Raw genomic sequence first — 20,184 nt, 5'->3', positions numbered from 1 at the left:
TTTCACAAGAATTGATGGGACGGTGGATCAGTGGAACATCATAAAACATACCATTCAGCAAACATCAAAACAGCAGCCGGCTCCTTACTGATAGAAGGGCCTGTCTCTCCAAAAGATTTGGCAGGTTACGAGTTTCATCATGATTTAACCGCATTTCGCCCGCCCCGCGAGCAGCATGAAGCGCTAGTCGACATTGCCGGCCTTCCCGAAGGTCGCATTATCATTGCCAGAGACAACCAAACCATTATCGGCTATGTGACGTATTTATATCCCGACCCGCTCGAAAGGTGGTCTGAGGGAAATATGGAGGATTTGCTTGAACTCGGAGCCATTGAAGTGGCGCCGGCTTATCGGGGATGGTCTGTCGGCAAGACGCTTCTGACCGTCAGCATGATGGATGAACAAATGGAAAACTATATTGTCATGACAACAGAATATTATTGGCATTGGGATTTAAAAGGGATGAAAAAAGATGTGTGGGAATACAGGAAGCTGATGGAGAAGATGATGAACGCAGGCGGATTGGTCTGGTTCGCCACAGATGAGCCGGAAATCAGCTCCCACCCTGCAAACTGTCTGATGGCACGCATCGGTAAAAACGTCAGCCAAGAATCAATTGAACAATTTGACAGGCTTCGTTTTTATCATCGTTTTATGTATTAAATGACACTGACAAAGGGGAAAAAATAATGATTGTTGAGCAAATCATGAAAAAGGATGTCATTACATTAACGAAGACCGATACGCTTGAAACAGCCATATGCAAGCTGAAGGAATTTCATATCAGGCATCTGCCTGTTGTTGATGAAGACCGCTGTGTAATCGGAATGGTTACCGACAGAGACATGAAACAGGCCAGTCCCAGCATTTTTGAAGAAAACAAACGAAGCCGATTTCTCACACGAAACGTAGATTCAATTATGAAAACAGATGTCGTCTGCGCCCATCCGCTTGATTTTGTCGAAGAAATATCTGCCGTCTTCTACGAGCATGGCATCGGCTGTCTTCCAGTGGTGCAGCATCAAAAATTAATAGGGATTTTGACGAAAACCGATTTGCTGCGGACATTTGTCAAATTGACAGGTGCTGACCAGCCGGGCTCGCAAATCGAAATAAAAGTAAACGACATCACAAAAAGCCTCTCAGAAATCAGCAGCCTCTGCCAAGATCTCCAAGTGAAGATACTCAGCGTGCTTGTCTATCCCCATGAGGAACCCGAGGTAAAAGTGCTTGTCTTTCGTGTGAAAATGATGAATCCGCTGCCATTTTTGCAGGCATTACAAAGAAAAAGGCATCACGTCTTATGGCCGTCAGAGCAAAGGGACCTGCTATGAGAGACAGTGTGTTTATCTATTCTCCATCTTATCAAACCTATATGTTTCACCAGGAACACCCATTTAACCAACAGCGGGTTCTGTTAACATACGATTTGCTCAAGACGATCAAAGCCTTTGATGATGGAGATATTGTCAGTCCCAGACTAGCAAAAGAAGAGGAGCTTGCCCTTGTCCATACGGAAGATTACATTCAGGCTGTCAAACTTGCGGGCGCAGGAAAACTTCCAGTTGAAGAAGGAGAAAGCTACGGGCTCGGCACAGAGGATACACCTGTCTTTGCCGGCATGCACGAAGCTGCATCACTTTTAGTCGGCGGTACCTTAACGGCCGCAGACTGGGTGATGTCAGGACGAGCCCAGCACGCCGCCAACCTTGGGGGAGGCCTTCATCACGGCTTTCGGGGGAGGGGATCGGGGTTTTGCATATACAACGACAGTGCTGTGGCGATTCAATATATCCAGAAAAAATACAGGGCCAAAGTGCTTTATATTGATACGGACGCCCACCACGGGGACGGTGTGCAATTTACGTTCTACGATAACCCCAATGTATGCACGCTATCCATTCATGAAACAGGAAGGTATTTATTTCCTGGCACCGGTCAGATTCAGGAAAAAGGGAGCGGAAAAGGTTATGGCTATTCCTTTAATATCCCGCTTGATGCTTTTACAGAGGATGATTCCTTTCTTGAGGCTTACGAGACAGCAGCTGCCGAAGTCGCCGCTTATTTTCAGCCTGATGTTATTATCAGCCAAAATGGCGCAGATGCCCATTACTATGACCCGCTAACACATCTATCTGCAACAATCAGCATATACAAAGAAATCCCCCGGCTTGCACACACTTTAGCACATCAATATTGCGGAGGTAAATGGATCGCAGTCGGCGGCGGCGGCTATGATATTTGGCGTGTTGTGCCCCGCGCCTGGGCCAGAATATGGCTTGAAATGAAAGGGATAGATCCGGGAGACGACATCCCAGCGGAATGGACCGCTAAATGGCAAAAACAGTGCCCCGTCACCCTGCCGTCCAGCTGGAGCGATCCTGCCAATTTATATCCTCCGATTCCACGCAAGCCAGAAATCACAGAAAAAAATGCGCAAACCGTCAGCAAAGCATTATATGCGATACGATCTGAGAGGCAAAGAACAACATAAAAACGACCTTCACGAAGAGGTCGTTTTTGATTTCTTGATGACAATTTCCACACGCCGGTTTTCCTTCATATGTTCGTTTGTCTTGTTATCCTTTACAGGTTTTGTATCCGCATAGCCGACAGCGATAAGACGCTTCGAAGGAAGTTTCTCTTTTGACGTGAAATATTGAATAACTCCGCTCGCCCGCGCTGCTGACAGTTCCCAGTTAGACGGATATCGGTATGTTGAAATGTTGCGGCTGTCTGTATGGCCTTCCACTTGAATGTCGTTAGGAAGGGCTTGAAGAAGAACAGCGATTTGGTGAAGAAGTGATTCGGCATTTTTCAGCACTTTTGCCTCGCCTGAATCAAACAGCACAGCCTCCTGGAGCACGAGCACCACCCCGCGTTCATCCCGTTTGGCTGTCATTTGGGCATTCAAATGGTTGTCTTTTATGTATGTATTTACTTTCTTGAATAGCTGATCCTGCTGATCTTCCTTCTTCTTCTCATCAGCTGGCGAGGCATCCTTTTTTACTTTGGAGGTTTGGTCCGGCTGATGCCCGCCGTCTTCCTTTTGGATTGAATGAACTGCCGCTTTAAATTTTTGCAGATCGATTTGGGACATAGAAAAAAGTAAAATAAAGAACACAAGGATCAAGGTGATTAAATCTGAAAAGGTCACAATCCAGCTTGATGAAGATTGGCTGTTTTTCCCGCTTCCATTCCTTCTTTCTCTTCTAAGCTTCATGTATAGATCCCTTTTTTGTTTTCGCTTGATTTGGATTCTTTTTCCATTCTTCCCGAGAGCTGAAAACGACGAGCTGGCTTTCGAGATTGCGCGGGTTTTTTCCGGATTGAATTCCAATAATGCCTTCCACCATTACCTGCTTGATGAAGATTTCACTTTCTGTTTTTTCTTCGAGCTTAGCAGCAATCGGGTTGAATACCATGTTTGCCAGCAATGAACCATACAAGGTTGTCAGAAGCGCAACAGCCATATTCGGTCCAAGCATTTGCGGATCATTTAAATTTTTGAGCATCAGCACCAGTCCGACGAGTGTTCCGATCATTCCCCATGCCGGAGCGAATTCTCCCGCTTTTTCAAACACCCGCCGCCCTTTTCGGTGACGCTCCTCCATTGCTGCGACTTCTGAATCCATAACGAGCCGAATCGTTTCTTCATCCCAGCCGTCAATTGCTAAAAGCAGTCCCTTTTTTAAGAAAGGATCTCTGATTCCCCGAGCCTGATCATCCAATGAGAGAAGCCCGTGCTTACGTGCATGATCAGATAGAGAAACAAAGGTTTTCACAAGGTCTTTCACATCGTCTTCCTTTCGGATAAATGCCTGCTTTAATACAGAGGGCGTTTTTTTCAGCTCTCTCGGCGGAAAGCTGATAAAAATAGCGGCGCATAGTCCTCCTGTTACGATAAAGAAAGAGGTCAGATCAAGAAATGAGCGGAAACCGCTTACTCCCGACCCTGAGATAATCCCGATAACAATCATAATCATTCCTAGTACAAAACCAACAGGTGTAAGATAATCAAATCGTTTCATCATTTCTCCCCATGAAAAAAGCAAGAATTCACCCTTAGAGGTGAAGCTTGCTCTCTTGTTTTTCTTATGACTTGGTTGACTTTCTTAGCTCTATACGGTGCGGCAGTTCGACGATGTGCTCTTCAACAGGCTCTTTATTCATGAGCTTTGTCAGCAATCTCATCGCGACGGCGCCTATATCATACGTCGGCTGAACAACGGTTGTAAGCTGCGGACGAACCATGAGGCTTAATCTCGTATTATCAAAGCCAATAATCTCAAGATCTTCAGGAATAGATAAGCCTTGATCCTGAGCCGCATGGATAATGCCGAGCGCCATTTCATCAGTTGCAGAAAGAATGGCTGTCGGTTTTTTGTCCAGACTCATCAAATGCTGAAGTGCTTCAAGGCCGGAATCATATGTGTAATCCCCTTCAGCGATAAACTGCTCATTAAAAGGAAGGTTTGTTTCTTCAAGCGCACGTTTGTAGCCTTGCAGTTTTTTCGAGCGATTGATCGGTTCTGTCATTGGCCCGGAAACGAATGCGATATCTGTGTGCCCTTTATCAACCAATAGCTTCACAGCATCATAAATCGCCTGTTCGTAATCGATCGCAACCGACGGTGTTTCCCCCTGCTCTTCTACAGAAGCGGCAAGCACAATTGGCACTGGAGAACGCTTGAATTCCGCCACATGCTCGTCCGTAATGTTCCCTCCCATAAACACGATGCCGTCCACTTGCTTGCCGAGCATTGTATTTAAAAGGTGCCGCTCTTTCTCTGTATTTTGGTCAGAGTTACTCAAAATAATATTGTATTTATACATTGTTGCGATATCTTCAATTCCGCGCGCAAGCTCTGAATAGAAAATGCTTGAGATATCGGGAATGATGACACCTACAGTTGTTGTTTTTTTGCTTGCCAGCCCTCTTGCCACCGCGTTTGGACGGTAGCCGAGACGGTCAATGGCTTCCAAGACTTTTTTCCGCGTTGTCGGTTTTACATTCGGGTTGCCGTTCACGACACGGGAAACAGTTGCCATGCTTACATTCGCTTCTCTCGCTACATCGTAGATCGTAATATTGCTCATCCTAAAACCACTCCTTTTACTGGATACACTTATCTTTATCTATAGCATAAACACTTTATGTAGAGAAATGTCATAACGTCCGAATTTATGTCGTTTATGATTTGTAAGCGTAAGTCAGTAGTTTACATTATTTTTCATTATTCCTCAAATTTAAATACTTCTCATGAAATTATACACGTTTTTATAGATGATGAAAACGTATACGTAGATTTTATAACTAATTAAACAAGAAAGCATAAAAAAAGACCGCAGATGCGGCCTTTTAAAGGTCAATTAAGCATTGACTTTCACCATAGGTTTCAGTTCATCCAACCATTTTTCGAATTCAGGAATCGCCATTTGCTGAGCAGAGTCAGAAAGCGCAACTGATGGATCCGGGTGAACCTCAGCCATTACGCCATCTGCGCCAATCGCTAAAGCAGCTTTAGCTGTCGGAAGCAAGAGGTCGCGGCGGCCAGTTGAATGTGTCACATCAACAAAGACCGGCAAATGTGTTTCTTGTTTCAGAATCGGCACAGCGGAAATATCCAATGTGTTTCTCGTCGCTGTTTCGTATGTTCTGATTCCGCGTTCACAAAGGATAATTTGATCGTTTCCTTGTGACATGATGTATTCAGCAGCATTGACAAATTCAGAGATTGTTGCAGCAAGCCCTCGCTTCAGAAGCACTGGTTTTTTCACTGCACCAGCTGCTTTCAGCAACTCGAAGTTTTGCATGTTGCGCGCTCCGATTTGAATGACATCAATGTAGTCCAGCGCTTCTTCGATATGAGCCGGCGTTACGATTTCACTGATCACCGCCAAATCAAATTCGTCCGCTACACGTTTTAAGATTTGAAGGCCTTCAACACCAAGCCCTTGGAAATCGTATGGGCTCGTACGAGGCTTAAAGGCTCCCCCGCGCAATATTTTAATTCCTTGTTTTTTCGCAGCTGCCGCCACTTCAGCCACCTGCTCGTAGCTCTCTACCGCACATGGGCCAACAATGAATCTTTGCTGGCCGTCTCCAATTTTTTCACCTTTGATATCTACGATTGTATCTTCCGGTTTTTTCTTACGGGAGACAAGCAGCGCTTTGCTGTGATCTTCTTCCTGAAGCTCTAAACCTGCTTTGAATATTTCTTTAAAAATGTGCTGGATGGTAGAATTTTCGAACGGGCCGTTATTGTTTTCAATGATATTGTTTAACATTGTGCGTTCTCTGACAGGATCAAACCGGTTAACACCCTGCGCTTCCTTCGCTTTACCAATCTCTTTCACAACATTGCCGCGTTCGTTGATTAATTTTAGAATTTGTAGGTTTAATCCGTCTGCTTTCTGCCTTAGTAGGTCTAACTCTGTGTTGCTCATTTTTTTCATCCTCTCCCTGCACATTCAATTTGTATTTTGTGGTTATCATGCATCTTACTATAAGTAATTCCAAATGGAAATACTGAAATACAAAAAATTTTATAAAAACTTCACTTTATTACCCAAACGCTTTTAAGTGATAAAGTAATCTATGAAATTATCCTACATGATGTGAGGGTAATGTTCAAGGTTTTTTTCAAAAAAAAAGCGCCAGAATATATCTGGACGCTCTTTTCTATGATAAATGCTGCTCAATGGCCGCTTCTGTAATTTGTGAATGTGAGGTATGCCACTTCACTTCACCGTTTTCGATAACAAAAACCTGAGGGCTTTCGTGCTTTACGCCATATGTTTCTGCGATGAAATTTGACAGCGGCCGGGCATTTTGCACTTGCAGATAGTAAGCCCGCACATCCTCATGCTGATTTGCAAAGGCATCGAATTCTTGGAATGCCGCCTGGCTGATCGGACATGTCATACTGTGTTTAAAGAAGACGAAGCTGCCTTCCTGTCCTGCAATCCGTTTGAATTCTTCCTCAGATTGAATGAGCTGTTTTGCCATGATTCAAGCTCTTCCTTCCTGCTTAGCGATTGATATGCTCAGCCTGTTTTTTTGCATCTTTCAGTTCGTCTTTTACATCTTCTTTCTTTTGGAGAACTTGGTCTTTTGTTTCGTCGGCAGCCTGCATTGCTTCTTCTCTCATATCTTGCATGGCAGTCGATGAATCCGTTTTTCCTGATTTGGAACGGTCTCTTAAATCCTTGACCTTGTTCATGATCTGCCCTGACTGATCTGCTACAAGCTGTGTGATGTTAGATGTTTTATCTTTTGCAATGCTGACATATTGCGTGCCTTTTTCCTTCGCATCTGCTGTCATTTTGTCGGTTTTGTCACGCAAAGCTACAGCTTGACTGCCAAGATCGTCGCGAAGTTCTTTGCCTGATTTAGGCGCTAGAAAAAGAGCGGTTGCGGCACCGACGATTCCCCCGACTAATGTTCCGATTAAAAAGTCTTTACTATTCATTCCATCTTTACTCATCCTTATTCCTCCTTATCATATTTTTCTCTTACAAAGCTGATTTTTTCTTTTGCTTCCATTTCTCCCAAATTTCCATTGCTGCTTGACTCCATGTGACAACTTGATTGATCTTGTCTTGGTTTTCCCTCACTGATGCTGATACAGACCCTGCCGCCTGTTTCATAGATGTATTGAACTGCTGTACAGAAGTTCCCACCCCTTGAACAGCATGAACGACCGTATTCAGCTTTTCAGATTTTTCTTGGATATCTTCAGCCAAGCGGTTTGTCTTATGTAAAAGCTCAGCTGTTTCAATTGTGATGCCTTTCATTTGTCCCTCCAGCCCTTCGAGAGTGGATGCGACATTTTTCAGAGTCAGCTGCAGTGACTTCAGTGTTTTAGACAAGTAGATCACTAATACTAGAAATGCGACTGCGATAAGTGCAACGCTTAAGTAAAGAATTATAATCATCTCAAACCTCCTTGCTGCAGGATATACTGCTGTTTACCCGTTTGCTTAAATCATAAACATGTGTATTGGGCTGTATACATATTATTCTCCATTATGTAAGAAAATCCTTTATCAAGGTTTTCATCAGATAAATAAAAAGCAGTGAAAACACTGCTTTTTATTATGCCATGACGTTTTCGTAGGCTCTCATATATTTTTGGATATCTCCTGCCCCCATAAAGATGAGAACGGCTTTTTCATGAGCTTTTAAAACAGATGTATCATCTTCTTCAATCAGCTTTGCATGATGGATTTTTCCCTGCAGGTCTCCGATCGTCAGCTTTCCTGCATTTTCCCGTGCTGAACCGAAAATATCGCATAAATACACACAGTCAGCTCCGCTTAGGCTTTCAGCGAATTCGTCAAGGAATTGCTGCGTGCGTGTGAAAGTATGAGGCTGAAATACAGCAACGATTTCACGATCGGGGTATTTCTGTCTTGCCGCCTCAATCGTTACCTTTATTTCTGTCGGGTGATGAGCGTAGTCATCAATTAACACTTGATTTCCGAGCTGTTTCTCATTGAATCTTCGTTGAACGCCGCCAAATGATTTGAGGGCATGTTTAATGATGCTCGAGTCAATCTCTTCATAATGGCATAACGCAATGACCGCCAATGAGTTTAACACATTGTGGTTGCCGTACGCCGGAATATAAAACGTGTCATAGAATGTATTGCGGACAAACACATCGAAAGTTGTCCCTTCCGTGCTTTTTACGATGTTTCTGGCTTGAAAATCATTTTCTTCCCCAGTTCCGTAATACACAACCGGGACGTTCGCATGGATTTTCGGAAGATGCTCATCGTCTCCGCAGGCGATAATGCCTTTGTTGACTTGCAGAGCCATCTCTTGGAAAGCGTCAAACACATCGTCAATGCTTGAGAAGTAATCAGGATGGTCAAAATCAATATTCGTCATGATCGCGTAGTCTGGCTGATAGCTTAAGAAATGGCGGCGGTATTCGCACGCTTCAAACACAAAGTATTCGCTGTTTTCATTTCCTTGGCCTGTTCCGTCCCCGATTAAAAAAGACGTCGGTTTTGCGTTTTGTATCACATGAGCCAGCAAACCCGTAGTCGACGTTTTGCCGTGTGCGCCCGTAACGGCAACACTCGTGAATTTTTTCATGTAGTCGCCTAAAAACTTATGATAACGTATCACCGGAATTCCGTCAGACATAGCTTTTTCAATTTCAGGATGCGTGTCTGGGAATGCGTTTCCAGCGATAACTGTCATGCCAGGTTTGATATTATCTGCGCTAAAAGGAAGGATTGTAATATTTCTTTTTTCAAGCGCTGTTTGCGTAAAAATAAATTTTTCGATATCCGATCCTTGGACAGTATATCCATTATCATGAAGTATTTGGGCAAGCGGACTCATACCGGTCCCTTTTATTCCAACAAAATGATAAACAGTCATAATTGTACCTCCAACAAACGTCTATCTGTTCCCCAGTATATGACGCTCATTTCAATTTGCGACCGCGGCGGCTGAAAAGCACCCCTAGCGGCGTATTTTTATATGTTTTGTTATGTTCAGTATCCGGTTATTTCTTTCTGATTAAACCTGAATATCAAGATTTGTCTATGCGTATCTGCTGTGAAGCGAAATAGCATAGCAGTTAAATGCTCTAAACACTATCATACCATGTTTAATGTGAAAATGAACCCAATATTATTCGTTTATTAAATCACTTGCTGTGATCAGGACCTCCCGCGGCTTGCTTCCTTTTGCCTCCGAGATCATGCCTTCCGCTTCCATCATATCAATCAGCCTTGCCGCACGATTATATCCGATTCTGAATCTTCTTTGCAGGCTTGAAGTACTCGCGCTGTTTTGCTCAACAACAAACTCACACGCTTCGTCAAACAGTTCATCCTCTTCTTTCAAGGCTGATCCTTGTCTCACAAGCTCTTCTTGTTCAAATAAATAGGTTGGCGGCATTTGGGCTCTAACATGGGAAACAACCCGGTCGATTTCACGGTCTGACACAAAATTACCTTGCAGACGGACCGGTTTTCCCGAGCCGTTTTCTAAAAAGAGCATGTCTCCTTTTCCGAGAAGCTTTTCCGCACCGGCAATGTCAATAATCGTTCGGGAATCAACCTGACTCGAAACAGAAAATGCAATTCTCGTCGGGATATTCGCCTTAATCAGACCAGTAATGACATCGACTGACGGCCGCTGAGTCGCAACGAGCAGATGGATTCCGCAGGCTCTGGCTTTTTGGGCAATCCTCGCAATGCTCTCTTCGACATCATTCGGAGCCACCATCATCAAATCAGCAAGCTCATCAATTACCACAACTAAATAAGGCAGCTTTTCACCTGTCTGATGATCGGCTGTTAATTGATTAAAGCGGTCAATATCGCGTACGCCGGAATGGGCAAACAGCTCATAGCGCCGCTCCATTTCCTCAACCGTCCATTTTAAAGCAGCAGTAGCCGCTTTAGCGTCCGTAATAACTGGGCTCACGAGATGAGGAATTTTGTTGTAAGGGGCAAGCTCTACCATTTTCGGATCAATCAGCAGCACCTTTACCTCACTCGGGTCAGCTTTATAAAGCAGGCTGACTAACATTGTATTGATGCATACGCTTTTTCCCGAGCCCGTTGCACCGGCAATCAAGCCATGCGGCATTTTCTTTAAGTCGATAACGACAGGGTTTCCCGAGATATCCAGTCCCAGGGCAGCCGTGAGCGGCGACTTGCTTGTCCTGAAAGCTGAACTGCGAATCATCTGACGCAAATCAACCATCTTGCTCGTACGGTTCGGCACTTCTATTCCGATCGTGTTTTTCCCCGGAATCGGCGCTTCAATCCGAATATCTCTTGCAGACAGGCTGAGTTTAATATCATCAGATAAGTTGGTGATTTTATTCACCTTTACGCCTGGTTCAGGATGCACTTCAAATCTCGTGACAGACGGCCCCTGAGTCACATGGACTACATTGGCGCGGACATTGAAATTTTTCAGCGTCAAGTCAAGAAGCTGACGCTGTTCCTCGATCCACTCTGTATCGTCCTGAACTTGCGCCGGCGGAACATCAAGCAGGGAAACATTTGGAAACACATAGCTGCCGCGGCGATCTTCAGCTTTTTGCTGTTTATGTGTATCTCTTTTCAGCATCATAACATTAAAAGGAACGGATGGCCCTTTTTGAGTTGATGTGCTTCGTTCAGTCCGTTTTTCCTGCATGGCAGGCCTTTTTTGCGGTTCCTTTATCGTCTCATATGTTTCCTGCCGGTTTGCATCGGCTTCAGAAAACTCTTGCTCCAGACTGTCAGGCTGAACAGCTTCTTCCGGACTGTCGTGCTGATTATTTATTATGCTGTCTAATGGCTCGTCTGATTCTATGGCATCCGTTTCTGCTTGAGCCAGGGCTTCAGATCGTGAAAGCTCATCATCAGTAAATAAAGAAGGCTCGTCTGTTTGTTCTTCTTGAACAGCTGAAGCCTCAGCTGCTGCGATTTCGTGCTGATTGTTTACAGAGCTGTCTGACCGTTCTTCTGACACTTCAGCCCTAGACAACGCCTCTGTCAAAGACTCAGGTGCTGGATGCTCTTCATCATGTTCAGCGCGAAAACCAGATTCTTCTACTTCCTCTGGCTGCAGTTCCTTTTGTTCTTCTGCAACACGGCTTAAAAGGTCTTCTTGCGCCTCAGTCACCTGATCTGTCAGCATCTCAGGTTCTGCCTGCTCTTCAGTTTGTCCTGCCCGGAAGAAAGGTTCCTCTTGTTCCGGCTGCTGAACGTCGTCAGCAGCCGGAACTCTCTTATCTAATGGCTCGTCTGCCGGGTGCTGTGTCAGCATTTCATCATGCTCTGCTGCCGTTCCATTTGAAACGCGAGAAGGCTGCTCTTCGAATTGATTATCCGGGAAGAAACGTTCTTCTTTCATGTCCTGCTTCGGTCTGTCTGAAGCAGTATAGCCGTGTTCACGTTCGATCTCTTCGGACAGCAATGTTACTTTCTCTTTTACAGATTTGTCCTGCACCTTCATTGCTTCAGAAGGCTGTTCCTTTTTGACGGATGGTTTTTGATTGAATCCATATATAGGCGAAGGAATATTTGTCGGTTTAAACGGTTTCTTCGCCGGTTCAGATGTTTGATATGTATGTTGCTCTTTTACATCTTTGGATCGTTCTCTGTATGGTGCAGCGCTGGGACGAGTTGCGGGTTTCGGTTCATCCGATGGTGCGCGGCGCCTTTTTAAATCTTGATTTTTATATCCGTCAGGCACGATTGGAAAACGGAATTTGCCTTTTGGATATTCATAATATATTTTAGGATCTTCCAATCTTTTTACTTGTCCTTCAGAATGATGTGTCTCTTGCTGCTGCGGAATTTGAGCGGTTTTTGTCTCCTGTTCATTATCCTTTTCACTTTCGCCTAAAAACAAATCAAAAAATTTATGAAGCCAACTCATAATTTATCTCTAACTCCCTTATAGTTTTCTGGGACGTTTTTTAGTATACCACTGCTGGTCTGCCCAGAAAAGATTAAGCTTTCAGCAAAACAAAGCCGCTAAACAAAGGCTTAGCGGCTTTTTAGATGATTCGTTTTTTTAAACGGGTTTATGGGAGTCTAAAACTGAAATGCCTCTCCCGCCTTATGGTCTCCTTCTAATACAAGAATTCCTTTTTCAGCTGGGGCATCCGGCAAAGCGAGCTCTTTTGCTGAGCAGATCATTCCGCTTGACGGAACGCCGCGAAGCTCTGCATCCTTAATGACAAGCCCGCTCGGCATCACAGCGCCCACTTTGGCAACGACAACTTTCTGACCTTGGTCAACGTTAGGTGCGCCGCAGACGATCTGGAGCGTTTCTTCTCCTACATTGACTTTACATACACTCAGCTTATCCGCATTCGGATGTTTTTCTTTTGACTCCACATATCCGACAACAAACTTCGGAGATAAATCAACGACTAATGTCTCTTCTGCGCCGTTTCTGCTTAGAATCTCATTCACATCCTGCACAAATGTTTCTGAGAGCTCAACAGGGCCGTTTTCATCAATGGTCAAGTAAGAAGACGCATTGAAAATGTTGAAACCCGTTGTTTCCTTTGTCTCGTTATTAAAAATTTTGACGACATCGCCGTATGTTTCATAGCCAATTTGTTCGCGTGCCACATCTTGAAGTGAGATCAGGAGCGTGTCTCCCACACCTTCTTTATTATAAAAAGCGTTCATAAGTAAAAATCCTTTCTAATCCTTTTTCGGACGGCTTTTCGCCAGAATAAACACCGGTTCCAGCTTTCCTTCATTGTACAAAAATGAAAGGGCGGTAATCGGAACGGTGCCGCCGGCAAAGAAGCTCATCGACATTTGTCCTAGAATATCATACCCCGATTCATTACGGATGTCAGCAAGAATCAGAACGTCCTGATGCGGAACAGAGATCGCCAGCTCACCTTCTGCACGCTGCTTGTACTCATTTAAAATCGCTTCGTTTAAAATCCGGCTGGCGTCATAACCGTCGTTCGCCCTGAAAAAGTAAAAGTAATTGCCGGCTACTGTATCCTCTTTGACAACCGCCGGCAGAGAGCGGAGATTAAATGCAGCCGTCTCTCTGATCCGCTCTTTTGTCCAGTTTTCTTTCTCAAGCATGCGCTGGTCAATTAAACGGTAGGTTTTCCCGAGATCAAGCGCGTAATAAATTCTTGTCTCTGCGGTATGATCGTCATAAATGAGCGGAATATCTTCGCTGGATTTATCCGGAAAAGAAGTTGAGCGTATGACCGGGTAAATGCGGCTTTCTTTTCCGGTCATTTCCTGAGCCTTCCCTTCCATTGCCGTCATCGCTTCGGAGACATAGTACACAATCTCATCGATGGCTTCATCTTTTTTCAGTTCCCATTTTGCAATGATCGGCGGCAGGTCGAGCGTAATTCCTTTTTTCGTCGTTTGATCCTCAACACGGAGGGTATCTTTTTCTCTGTCAAACAGAAAGAAGCGATTCTCGTGCTGAAGGCGCTGTTTCAGAATATCTGACAGCTTCCTTGAGGTCATTTTCAAACCGGATGTCCTCCTTTACGCTTTAGCGAGAGAGTCAGTTAAAAACTGTTCAATTTCTTCTTTCGTTTTACGGTCTTTGCTCACAAAACGATTCACTTCTTTTCCTTTATTAAAAACGACAAAGCTTGGAATTCCGTAAATTTCCCACTCTGCACACGTATCGATGAATTTGTCGCGATCTACGTAGTAGTAAGTGAATTCAGGGAAGTCCGCTTCCACTTCAGGCAGAAAAGGCTCTACGAAACGGCAATCCGGGCACCAGTCGGCTGAAAACATAAAGACCGCCCAATCATCCTTTACCGCTTTTTCCAGCTCTTGAGTTGATTCGATTTTTTTCATTTTATATCCCTCCAGTTGTTTATGTTCTTACATGTTGTTTATCGATACTTGTCTATTTGGATCATACCAAACTGCTTGCGGCAAAACCACTTATATGCAACGTATGAATATGTAAGATTGGCTTTCCCATTATCATTATCATATTTTATTTGCATTATCAAGTTCGTTTCGTTTAACATCGTGTACATAAGGGCAACATTTACAGATGAATATAGATTAGGAGGGATTTTCAGGATGGAGTTTATCGTCTATTTAGCAGGAGAAATCCACAGCAATTGGCGCGAGGAAATCAAAGAGAAAACAAAATCACTAAAGCTGCCGATTACGTTTGTCGGCCCGATGGAAAATCACGATCGCTCAGACAATATCGGTGAAGAAATCATGGGTGTTCAGCCAAGTGCCGTTTTGAAGGATGACAAAGCCTCTGACATGAACAATTTCAGAACAGCCGTCCTGATGAATAAAGCAGACGTTGTGATCGCCCTATTCGGCGAAAAATACAAACAATGGAACACGGCAATGGATGCATCATATGCGATCGCAAAAGGAAAACCTTTAATTATGATCCGGCCGGAATCGCTCCACCATCCTTTAAAAGAGCTTTCCAATAAAGCGAATATAACGGTTGAAACCGTGAACCAAGCCATTAAGGCCCTGTCCTATGTATTTGAAGCAGAATGAGAAAAAAGCTTGTTGATCCGGGCTTACTGCCCTGTTCAACAAGCTTTTATGGCTTCCTACATATTTTCCTTAATCGCATCCACCGTCTGCTTATCGCAGGCTGTCACTAATGTAATGAGCATTTCTTTAGCAGCAGCATAGTCGTCAATATGAATGATAGAAGCATTCGTATGAATATAGCGGGAACAAATCCCGATCACCGCTGAAGGAACACCGCTGTTCGAAATATGAACTCTGCCTGCATCTGTTCCCCCGCCTGATACAAAATATTGATATGGGATATCATGTGTTTCCGCCATATCAAGCACAAATTCTCTCATTCCGCGGTGCATGACTGTCGTTCTGTCAAGAATGCGAAGCAAAAAGCCTTTTCCAAGCTGGCCAAATTCATTTTTGTCACCGCTCATATCGTTTGCCGGACTGGCGTCAAGCGCAAAAAACAAGTCGGGTTTAATCATATGGGAAGCCGTTTGTGCGCCTCTCAGCCCAACTTCCTCTTGAACCGTTGCACCCGCGTAGAGTGTGTTCGGAAGTTCTTTTCCATGCAATTCTTTCAAAAGCTCAATGCTCAAGCCGCATCCATACCGATTATCCCACGCTTTTGATAAAATTTTCTTTTCATTTGCCATCGTTGTAAACGGACAGACAGGCACGATTTGCTGTCCTGGTTTTATGCCGATTTTGATGGCGTCTTCCTTATCATCCGCTCCAATATCAATCATCATGTTTTTGATATCCATCGGGCGGTTTCGCTGGGCATCTGTCAGCAGATGCGGCGGTATGCTGGAAATCACTCCCGGAACCGGCCCGTTGTCTGTTTGAATTTCAACTCGCTGTGCAAGCAGCACCTGGCTCCACCAGCCTCCGAGCGTCTGGAACCTAAGCAGCCCATTGTCTGTGATAGATGTGACCATGAAGCCGACTTCGTCCATATGCCCGGCTACCATAATTCTCGGTGCGCCCTCGCCGCCTTTTCTGACACCGAAAACACTTCCCAGTCTGTCCTGAACGATGTCATCGGCATACTTGGCAAGCTCTTGCCTCATAAAAGCACGAACCTGATGTTCATTTCCCGGCGCGCCGGGAAGCTGCGTCAGTGTTTGGAAAAGCGTTTTCGTTTCATGATTCATGTTTTCCCCTCATTTCTATGTAGTCCTTTTATTTTATTAGAAAAAATGCAGTTTTCCAAGCGCCAGACTCAATCTGCTCCATCGGCCGCGTATTGCTTAACACGATTTGGCGGTTTCTGTATAATGAAAAGTACAATCAATCAGGAGGTGCTTTATTTTGAAATTGCGTCATCTTCTTTTAGGAGCAGGACTTGGCATTTGTACAGCTATAGTTGTGAAACAATATGTGATGAAACCTTATATTTCGTCAGAAAAAGCGCTTCGAATCGTAAAATCCGCTTTTAAGCAGCGGGGGCCGATTGACGGTTCATGGATTTACACCCAGCCTGAGCCTTACAAGGTGAACGGAGAAACAGTACAGGTCTACAAAACCGGCATTACACGATCAGCTTTCGGGGAATTAGAACAGTATGAAGTCATGGTGGATGCAAAAACGGGAGAAATTGTAGATGTCATTGATACAATTGCCTCTTAACATCGGACAAGCGTAAAATAAAGGCCGCTGCCCACGCAGCGGCTCTTTTTTTATATCGCGCGAATCGGTTTGTATACCGGATACCACATCGCGTCCTGCACAGCCTGGATAATGTCTTCAGGTTCTTCCGCCGCGACGCCTTCCTTGATTGCGGTTTTAGCGACTTCAACTGCGACGGTTGCCGATACAGTCCGCAAATCTTCTACTTTCGGGAGCATCGGTGCACCAGGCACCCCGACATTTACCATGCTTGCGATCGCCCGGGCACATGCTTCAAACATGCCGTCAGTTATTAATTTTGATTTGGTGACAATTGTTCCAAGCCCGAGACCCGGAAAGACAAGCGCATTGTTCGCTTGACCGATATGGTATGTGACGCCGTTATATTCTACCGGCGGGAACGGGCTTCCTGTCGTAATAAGCGCACGTCCTTCTGTCCATTCGAGTAAATCCTGCGGTTTGGCTTCAGAGAGTGTTGTCGGGTTTGACATCGGCAAAATTGCCGGACGTTTAACATGTGAAGCCATTTCTTTTACAACTTCTTCAGTAAATGCGCCAGAAACCGTTGATGTCCCAATCAGAATCGTCGGTTTCGCCTGCCGGACCACTTCAAGGAGATCAATGCCTCCGCCGTCTCCGTTCCGCTGATAACCCTTCACTTCATCAGCCGAACGGGCATAAGGCTTCTGGAAATCAAGAAGCTGATCCATATCATCTGTTAGCAGCCCATTTCGGTCTATGCACCAGAAGCGCCGGTATGATTCTTCCTCACTCACTCCTTCGCGCACGAATGCTTCCCGCAGCTGTTCAGCAATTCCAATTCCTGCTGTCCCCGCTCCGAATACGACGACTCTGTGATCTTTCAGCGGTACTTTAGACGCTTTTGCACAGGATAAGACTGCTGCTAATGAAACAGCGCCTGTACCTTGGATATCATCATTAAACGTACACACTTTATCTTTATAGCGATTCAAAATGCTGCGCGCATTTTTCGCTCCGAAATCTTCCCAGTGCAGCAATGCGTTTGGAAATGTTTCTCTCGCAAGCGCCACATAATCATCAATGAATTGGTCATAGCGTTCCCCGCGCACTCTGGAATGCTGGTTGCCGACATAAAGCGGGTCGTTTAACAGGCTCTCCTGATTTGTCCCCGCATCTAAAACGACAGCCAGCACTCGGCTCGGATCAATGCCGGCAGCCGCCGTATAAACTGCCAGCTTGCCGATAGAAATCGCAATTCCTCCGACGCCCCAGTCACCGATTCCTAAAATTCCTTCCGCATCAGTGGCAACAATTAAATCAATCGTATCGCTCTGATCTTTATACTGTTTAAATGCTTCTTTCATACCGTCCGGGTCATCAATTGAAAGATAGAGACCTCTCGGCTTTCTGTATTCATGGCTGTATCTCTGGATTGCTGTTCCAACTGTCGGTGTATAAACAATCGGTAGCATTTCCCCTAAATGGTCGTTTAACAGGCGGTAAAACAGCGTTTCATTCCGATCGTGCAACGCTGTTAAATAAACATTTTTACTTAAATCATCAGGCTGTGCGGAATATTGTTCGTACGCTCTTTTCACCTGATCTTCAATTGTTAATACCTTTGGCGGCAGAAAGCCTTTTAAACCGAGTTCTTTTCTTTCTCCTTCAGTAAAAGCAACACCTTTGTTCAAAAAAGGAACAGAGAGTACTTCAAGGCCTCTTAATGTTGTTTGAATATCTCCTTCGTTTGTTACTTTAAATTGTTTCACCCTGCCTCTTCCTTTCTGAGCATAATTAATACTAGGTTTGCATTATTAGCCGGAAAACATGCAGGGTAAACCTAAAAATATGCTATTAGTTGATTCGCTTGATTGACTCTTTGATGCTTCCCTCTTCATCCCATTTAAGCGCGCGATATTGGGCATCATGATAAAAAATAAACCATGCGTCTTTTTCCGCTGCGAATGACTGCCATTTCTGCTTTTGCGGTATAGAGGTCATCGGATAATCATCGTAAGCCAGCACCCATAGCGGGTTGCGGTGGGCGTGTGTCGGCATCAGATCTGCCATATGTACTGCGGTTTCACCCGCATCCTCGCATATAAGAATACTGTGGCCCTCACTATGGCCTCCAGTGTGGTACAGCGTCATTCCCTCTGTGATTGTTAAGGTGTCTTCAAAGGTTTTGACTTGGCCGGCAACAGCCTCCCAGTTTTCTTTCCAATATGTATTTTTCGATCGAATATTCGGATGGCGCATTTCATCCCACTCAATAGCTGATGCATAAATCACTGCATTTGGAAAGACAGAGACGAGCTGTTCTCCTTCGTATTCAGTTAAACCACATGCATGATCGAAATGAAGGTGTGTCATCGCAATCACGTCTATATCAGCAGCCGTTAACCCGAGTCCTGCCAAGGATGTTTTTACATTCGACTCTTGTGTCACGCCATAGTTTCGTTTTTGTTTATCAGTCAGCTTGCCGGTCCCAATTCCCGCGTCGACAATTATATTCAGCCCGTCCTTTTGTATGAGGATAGGGTCTGTCCGTAGTTCAATCTGGTTTTTTTCATTGACTGGATATTTTCTGGACCATAATGGCTTCGGAACGACCCCGAACATGGCGCCTCCATCCATATGTATCACACCTCCGTCAAGCCAGGTCAATGTGATATTTCCAACTTTCATTGTTTCCATTTTCATCCCCCCTGTCATCATAGTAGCAAACGGTCCATAAAAAAAACAGACTCCTGTCGAGAGTCTGTTTTACGTTCTCCATTCAACCTCAGCCCGATAAATCGGCTGGCCGAGTGCTGAGAATTTTTCTTCGTATTCTGTCATAATATTGCCTTCAAGATTGCTGTTATGCAAATCGAGACTGACATATGTCAGCAGCAGGCCGTACTCAGAGAAGCTTTTCAAAGAGTACTCAAACAAGCCGCGGTTGTCTGTTTTAAAATGAATCGCTCCGTCTTTCCCCATTACTTCTTCATATTTTTTAAGGAAGTGGGAATACGTCAGACGGCGTTTTTCATGACGGTTCTTCGGCCAAGGATCAGAAAAGTTTAAGTAAACCCGATTGACTTCACCTGGCTCAAACACATCTGTCAGCGTGTCAGCGTCTATATTCAAAAGCTTTACATTCGGCGTTTCACTGTCTTTTACTTTTTGGACGGCTGTCACGATGACGCTTTTAAATAACTCAATACCAATATAATTAATATCCGGATTTTGTTTGGCCATTCCAGAAATGAATTGTCCTTTTCCTGTTCCAACCTCGATATGAATCGGATTGTCGTTGCCAAACACTGTGTTCCATTTTCCTTTATAATCAGCAGGATTGCTGATGGCAATATGTGCGTTCTCAGCCAAAAAGTCATCAGCCCAAGGCTTATGGCGCATTCTCATATGATTGACACCTCTATCTATTATTTCGACTAACAACATACCATGAATTAAAAGGACCCGCAAGATCGTTTTTCCAGTGTGTCTTTTAGGGCCGATGACATAAAAAAGGAGGCTCCCGTCTGCCGGAACACTCCTTTCACATGCATAAAAACACTCTATTTTGAACAAATT

22 protein-coding genes are annotated in these 20,184 nt (G+C 44.5%); 5 read left to right on the top strand and 17 right to left on the bottom strand.

Annotated features, from left to right (window positions below; genetic code table 11):
- Nucleotides 1–30: 30 nt before the first annotated feature.
- The 3 genes from acuA to AAGG74_RS00575 are packed head-to-tail and all read left to right on the top strand — an operon-like array spanning nucleotide 31 to nucleotide 2,494.
- Nucleotides 31–663 carry an acetoin utilization protein acetyltransferase AcuA gene (acuA, locus tag AAGG74_RS00585; RefSeq protein WP_162101127.1) on the top strand — a complete coding sequence of 211 codons (633 nt, stop codon included), beginning with the start codon at nucleotides 31–33 and terminating at the stop codon, nucleotides 661–663.
- A gap of 26 nt (nucleotides 664–689) precedes the next feature.
- A complete protein-coding gene (locus tag AAGG74_RS00580) occupies nucleotides 690–1,334 on the top strand; it encodes an acetoin utilization AcuB family protein (RefSeq protein ID WP_429674229.1) in 645 nt (214 codons plus the stop codon).
- On the top strand, nucleotides 1,331–2,494 hold the full coding sequence (locus AAGG74_RS00575) for an acetoin utilization protein AcuC (protein WP_429674228.1): 1,164 nt from the start codon (nucleotides 1,331–1,333) through the stop codon (nucleotides 2,492–2,494). The genes AAGG74_RS00580 and AAGG74_RS00575 overlap by 4 nt, the downstream gene beginning before the upstream one ends.
- Nucleotides 2,495–2,503: 9 nt before the next feature.
- On the opposite strand, the gene motS is transcribed toward AAGG74_RS00575, so the two are convergent.
- The 13 genes from motS to AAGG74_RS00510 form a co-directional block, all read right to left on the bottom strand.
- Nucleotides 2,504–3,223: a flagellar motor protein MotS gene (motS, locus tag AAGG74_RS00570; protein ID WP_162101130.1), complete on the bottom strand. Its 720-nt coding sequence runs from the start codon at nucleotides 3,221–3,223 to the stop codon at nucleotides 2,504–2,506.
- Nucleotides 3,213–4,031: a flagellar motor protein MotP gene (gene motP / locus AAGG74_RS00565; RefSeq protein ID WP_429674227.1), complete on the bottom strand. Its 819-nt coding sequence runs from the start codon at nucleotides 4,029–4,031 to the stop codon at nucleotides 3,213–3,215. The genes motS and motP overlap by 11 nt, the downstream gene beginning before the upstream one ends.
- Before the next feature lie 64 nt (nucleotides 4,032–4,095).
- The gene (gene ccpA / locus AAGG74_RS00560; RefSeq protein WP_429674226.1) at nucleotides 4,096–5,100 is read right to left on the bottom strand and encodes a catabolite control protein A; all 1,005 of its coding nucleotides are present in this window, start codon (nucleotides 5,098–5,100) and stop codon (nucleotides 4,096–4,098) included.
- Nucleotides 5,101–5,373: 273 nt separating this feature from the next.
- Nucleotides 5,374–6,450 carry a bifunctional 3-deoxy-7-phosphoheptulonate synthase/chorismate mutase gene (locus AAGG74_RS00555; protein ID WP_429674225.1) on the bottom strand — a complete coding sequence of 359 codons (1,077 nt, stop codon included), beginning with the start codon at nucleotides 6,448–6,450 and terminating at the stop codon, nucleotides 5,374–5,376.
- A 235-nt stretch (nucleotides 6,451–6,685) separates the two neighbouring features.
- Entirely contained in the window at nucleotides 6,686–7,012 is a 327-nt protein-coding gene (ytxJ, locus tag AAGG74_RS00550; protein WP_429674224.1) for a bacillithiol system redox-active protein YtxJ, read from the bottom strand.
- A gap of 22 nt (nucleotides 7,013–7,034) precedes the next feature.
- On the bottom strand, nucleotides 7,035–7,490 hold the full coding sequence (locus AAGG74_RS00545; RefSeq protein ID WP_162101135.1) for a YtxH domain-containing protein: 456 nt from the start codon (nucleotides 7,488–7,490) through the stop codon (nucleotides 7,035–7,037).
- Between the two features lie 28 nt (nucleotides 7,491–7,518).
- Nucleotides 7,519–7,941, bottom strand: a complete 423-nt coding sequence (locus AAGG74_RS00540) for a DUF948 domain-containing protein (RefSeq protein WP_162101136.1) — start codon at nucleotides 7,939–7,941, stop codon at nucleotides 7,519–7,521.
- A gap of 160 nt (nucleotides 7,942–8,101) precedes the next feature.
- Entirely contained in the window at nucleotides 8,102–9,400 is a 1,299-nt protein-coding gene (gene murC, locus AAGG74_RS00535; protein WP_429674223.1) for a UDP-N-acetylmuramate--L-alanine ligase, read from the bottom strand.
- Between the two features lie 255 nt (nucleotides 9,401–9,655).
- Nucleotides 9,656–12,409 (bottom strand): DNA translocase FtsK, encoded by a 2,754-nt coding sequence (locus AAGG74_RS00530; protein WP_429674222.1) that lies wholly within the window; start codon nucleotides 12,407–12,409, stop codon nucleotides 9,656–9,658.
- A gap of 158 nt (nucleotides 12,410–12,567) precedes the next feature.
- Nucleotides 12,568–13,173: a YtpR family tRNA-binding protein gene (ytpR, locus tag AAGG74_RS00525; protein WP_429674221.1), complete on the bottom strand. Its 606-nt coding sequence runs from the start codon at nucleotides 13,171–13,173 to the stop codon at nucleotides 12,568–12,570.
- 15 nt (nucleotides 13,174–13,188) lie between these two features.
- Nucleotides 13,189–13,998, bottom strand: coding sequence for a DUF1444 domain-containing protein (locus AAGG74_RS00520; RefSeq protein ID WP_429674220.1), 810 nt, complete (start codon nucleotides 13,996–13,998; stop codon nucleotides 13,189–13,191).
- 15 nt (nucleotides 13,999–14,013) lie between these two features.
- Nucleotides 14,014–14,337, bottom strand: a complete 324-nt coding sequence (locus tag AAGG74_RS00515; protein ID WP_162101141.1) for a thioredoxin family protein — start codon at nucleotides 14,335–14,337, stop codon at nucleotides 14,014–14,016.
- Nucleotides 14,338–14,375: 38 nt separating this feature from the next.
- Nucleotides 14,376–14,492 carry a hypothetical protein gene (locus AAGG74_RS00510; protein WP_429675216.1) on the bottom strand — a complete coding sequence of 39 codons (117 nt, stop codon included), beginning with the start codon at nucleotides 14,490–14,492 and terminating at the stop codon, nucleotides 14,376–14,378.
- Nucleotides 14,493–14,571: 79 nt separating this feature from the next.
- On the opposite strand from AAGG74_RS00510, the gene AAGG74_RS00505 reads away from it, so the two are divergent.
- On the top strand, nucleotides 14,572–15,018 hold the full coding sequence (locus tag AAGG74_RS00505) for a YtoQ family protein (RefSeq protein ID WP_162101142.1): 447 nt from the start codon (nucleotides 14,572–14,574) through the stop codon (nucleotides 15,016–15,018).
- A gap of 56 nt (nucleotides 15,019–15,074) precedes the next feature.
- Here AAGG74_RS00505 and AAGG74_RS00500 read toward each other — a convergent pair whose 3' ends face one another.
- A complete protein-coding gene (locus AAGG74_RS00500; RefSeq protein WP_162101143.1) occupies nucleotides 15,075–16,148 on the bottom strand; it encodes a M42 family metallopeptidase in 1,074 nt (357 codons plus the stop codon).
- Between the two features lie 157 nt (nucleotides 16,149–16,305).
- Here AAGG74_RS00500 and AAGG74_RS00495 point away from each other — a divergent pair, with 157 nt between their 5' ends.
- Nucleotides 16,306–16,623: a PepSY domain-containing protein gene (locus AAGG74_RS00495; protein WP_429674219.1), complete on the top strand. Its 318-nt coding sequence runs from the start codon at nucleotides 16,306–16,308 to the stop codon at nucleotides 16,621–16,623.
- Nucleotides 16,624–16,673: 50 nt separating this feature from the next.
- Here the strand turns inward: AAGG74_RS00495 and AAGG74_RS00490 are convergent, their stop codons facing one another.
- The 3 genes from AAGG74_RS00490 to trmB all read right to left on the bottom strand — a co-directional run bounded on the left by AAGG74_RS00490 (nucleotide 16,674) and on the right by trmB (nucleotide 20,013).
- Nucleotides 16,674–18,374 (bottom strand): NAD-dependent malic enzyme, encoded by a 1,701-nt coding sequence (locus tag AAGG74_RS00490; protein ID WP_429674218.1) that lies wholly within the window; start codon nucleotides 18,372–18,374, stop codon nucleotides 16,674–16,676.
- A gap of 85 nt (nucleotides 18,375–18,459) precedes the next feature.
- Entirely contained in the window at nucleotides 18,460–19,302 is an 843-nt protein-coding gene (locus AAGG74_RS00485; RefSeq protein ID WP_429674217.1) for a YtnP family quorum-quenching lactonase, read from the bottom strand.
- A gap of 69 nt (nucleotides 19,303–19,371) precedes the next feature.
- Entirely contained in the window at nucleotides 19,372–20,013 is a 642-nt protein-coding gene (trmB, locus tag AAGG74_RS00480) for a tRNA (guanosine(46)-N7)-methyltransferase TrmB (RefSeq protein ID WP_162101146.1), read from the bottom strand.
- Nucleotides 20,014–20,184 lie beyond the last annotated feature (171 nt).

Source organism: Bacillus mexicanus (assembly GCF_050445615.1).
Classification (GTDB): Bacteria; Bacillota; Bacilli; order Bacillales; family Bacillaceae; genus Bacillus; species Bacillus mexicanus.
This window is presented reverse-complemented; position numbering and strand designations above follow the sequence as displayed.

What these genes read in the sequence shown, in the direction of transcription:
- motP (WP_429674227.1), bottom strand. Translation starts at nt 4,031, where the DNA reads ATGAAACGATTTGATTATCTTACACCTGTTGGTTTTGTACTAGGAATG.
- AAGG74_RS00510 (WP_429675216.1), bottom strand. Translation starts at nt 14,492, where the DNA reads ATGCAAATAAAATATGATAATGATAATGGGAAAGCCAATCTTACATAT.
- murC (WP_429674223.1), bottom strand. Translation starts at nt 9,400, where the DNA reads ATGACTGTTTATCATTTTGTTGGAATAAAAGGGACCGGTATGAGTCCG.
- AAGG74_RS00575 (WP_429674228.1), top strand. Translation starts at nt 1,331, where the DNA reads ATGAGAGACAGTGTGTTTATCTATTCTCCATCTTATCAAACCTATATG.
- AAGG74_RS00530 (WP_429674222.1), bottom strand. Translation starts at nt 12,409, where the DNA reads ATGAGTTGGCTTCATAAATTTTTTGATTTGTTTTTAGGCGAAAGTGAA.
- AAGG74_RS00515 (WP_162101141.1), bottom strand. Translation starts at nt 14,337, where the DNA reads ATGAAAAAAATCGAATCAACTCAAGAGCTGGAAAAAGCGGTAAAGGAT.
- AAGG74_RS00580 (WP_429674229.1), top strand. Translation starts at nt 690, where the DNA reads ATGATTGTTGAGCAAATCATGAAAAAGGATGTCATTACATTAACGAAG.
- trmB (WP_162101146.1), bottom strand. Translation starts at nt 20,013, where the DNA reads ATGAGAATGCGCCATAAGCCTTGGGCTGATGACTTTTTGGCTGAGAAC.
- AAGG74_RS00540 (WP_162101136.1), bottom strand. Translation starts at nt 7,941, where the DNA reads ATGATTATAATTCTTTACTTAAGCGTTGCACTTATCGCAGTCGCATTT.
- ccpA (WP_429674226.1), bottom strand. Translation starts at nt 5,100, where the DNA reads ATGAGCAATATTACGATCTACGATGTAGCGAGAGAAGCGAATGTAAGC.
- AAGG74_RS00555 (WP_429674225.1), bottom strand. Translation starts at nt 6,450, where the DNA reads ATGAGCAACACAGAGTTAGACCTACTAAGGCAGAAAGCAGACGGATTA.
- ytxJ (WP_429674224.1), bottom strand. Translation starts at nt 7,012, where the DNA reads ATGGCAAAACAGCTCATTCAATCTGAGGAAGAATTCAAACGGATTGCA.
- motS (WP_162101130.1), bottom strand. Translation starts at nt 3,223, where the DNA reads ATGAAGCTTAGAAGAGAAAGAAGGAATGGAAGCGGGAAAAACAGCCAA.
- ytpR (WP_429674221.1), bottom strand. Translation starts at nt 13,173, where the DNA reads ATGAACGCTTTTTATAATAAAGAAGGTGTGGGAGACACGCTCCTGATC.
- AAGG74_RS00545 (WP_162101135.1), bottom strand. Translation starts at nt 7,490, where the DNA reads ATGAGTAAAGATGGAATGAATAGTAAAGACTTTTTAATCGGAACATTA.
- AAGG74_RS00505 (WP_162101142.1), top strand. Translation starts at nt 14,572, where the DNA reads ATGGAGTTTATCGTCTATTTAGCAGGAGAAATCCACAGCAATTGGCGC.
- AAGG74_RS00500 (WP_162101143.1), bottom strand. Translation starts at nt 16,148, where the DNA reads ATGAATCATGAAACGAAAACGCTTTTCCAAACACTGACGCAGCTTCCC.
- AAGG74_RS00485 (WP_429674217.1), bottom strand. Translation starts at nt 19,302, where the DNA reads ATGGAAACAATGAAAGTTGGAAATATCACATTGACCTGGCTTGACGGA.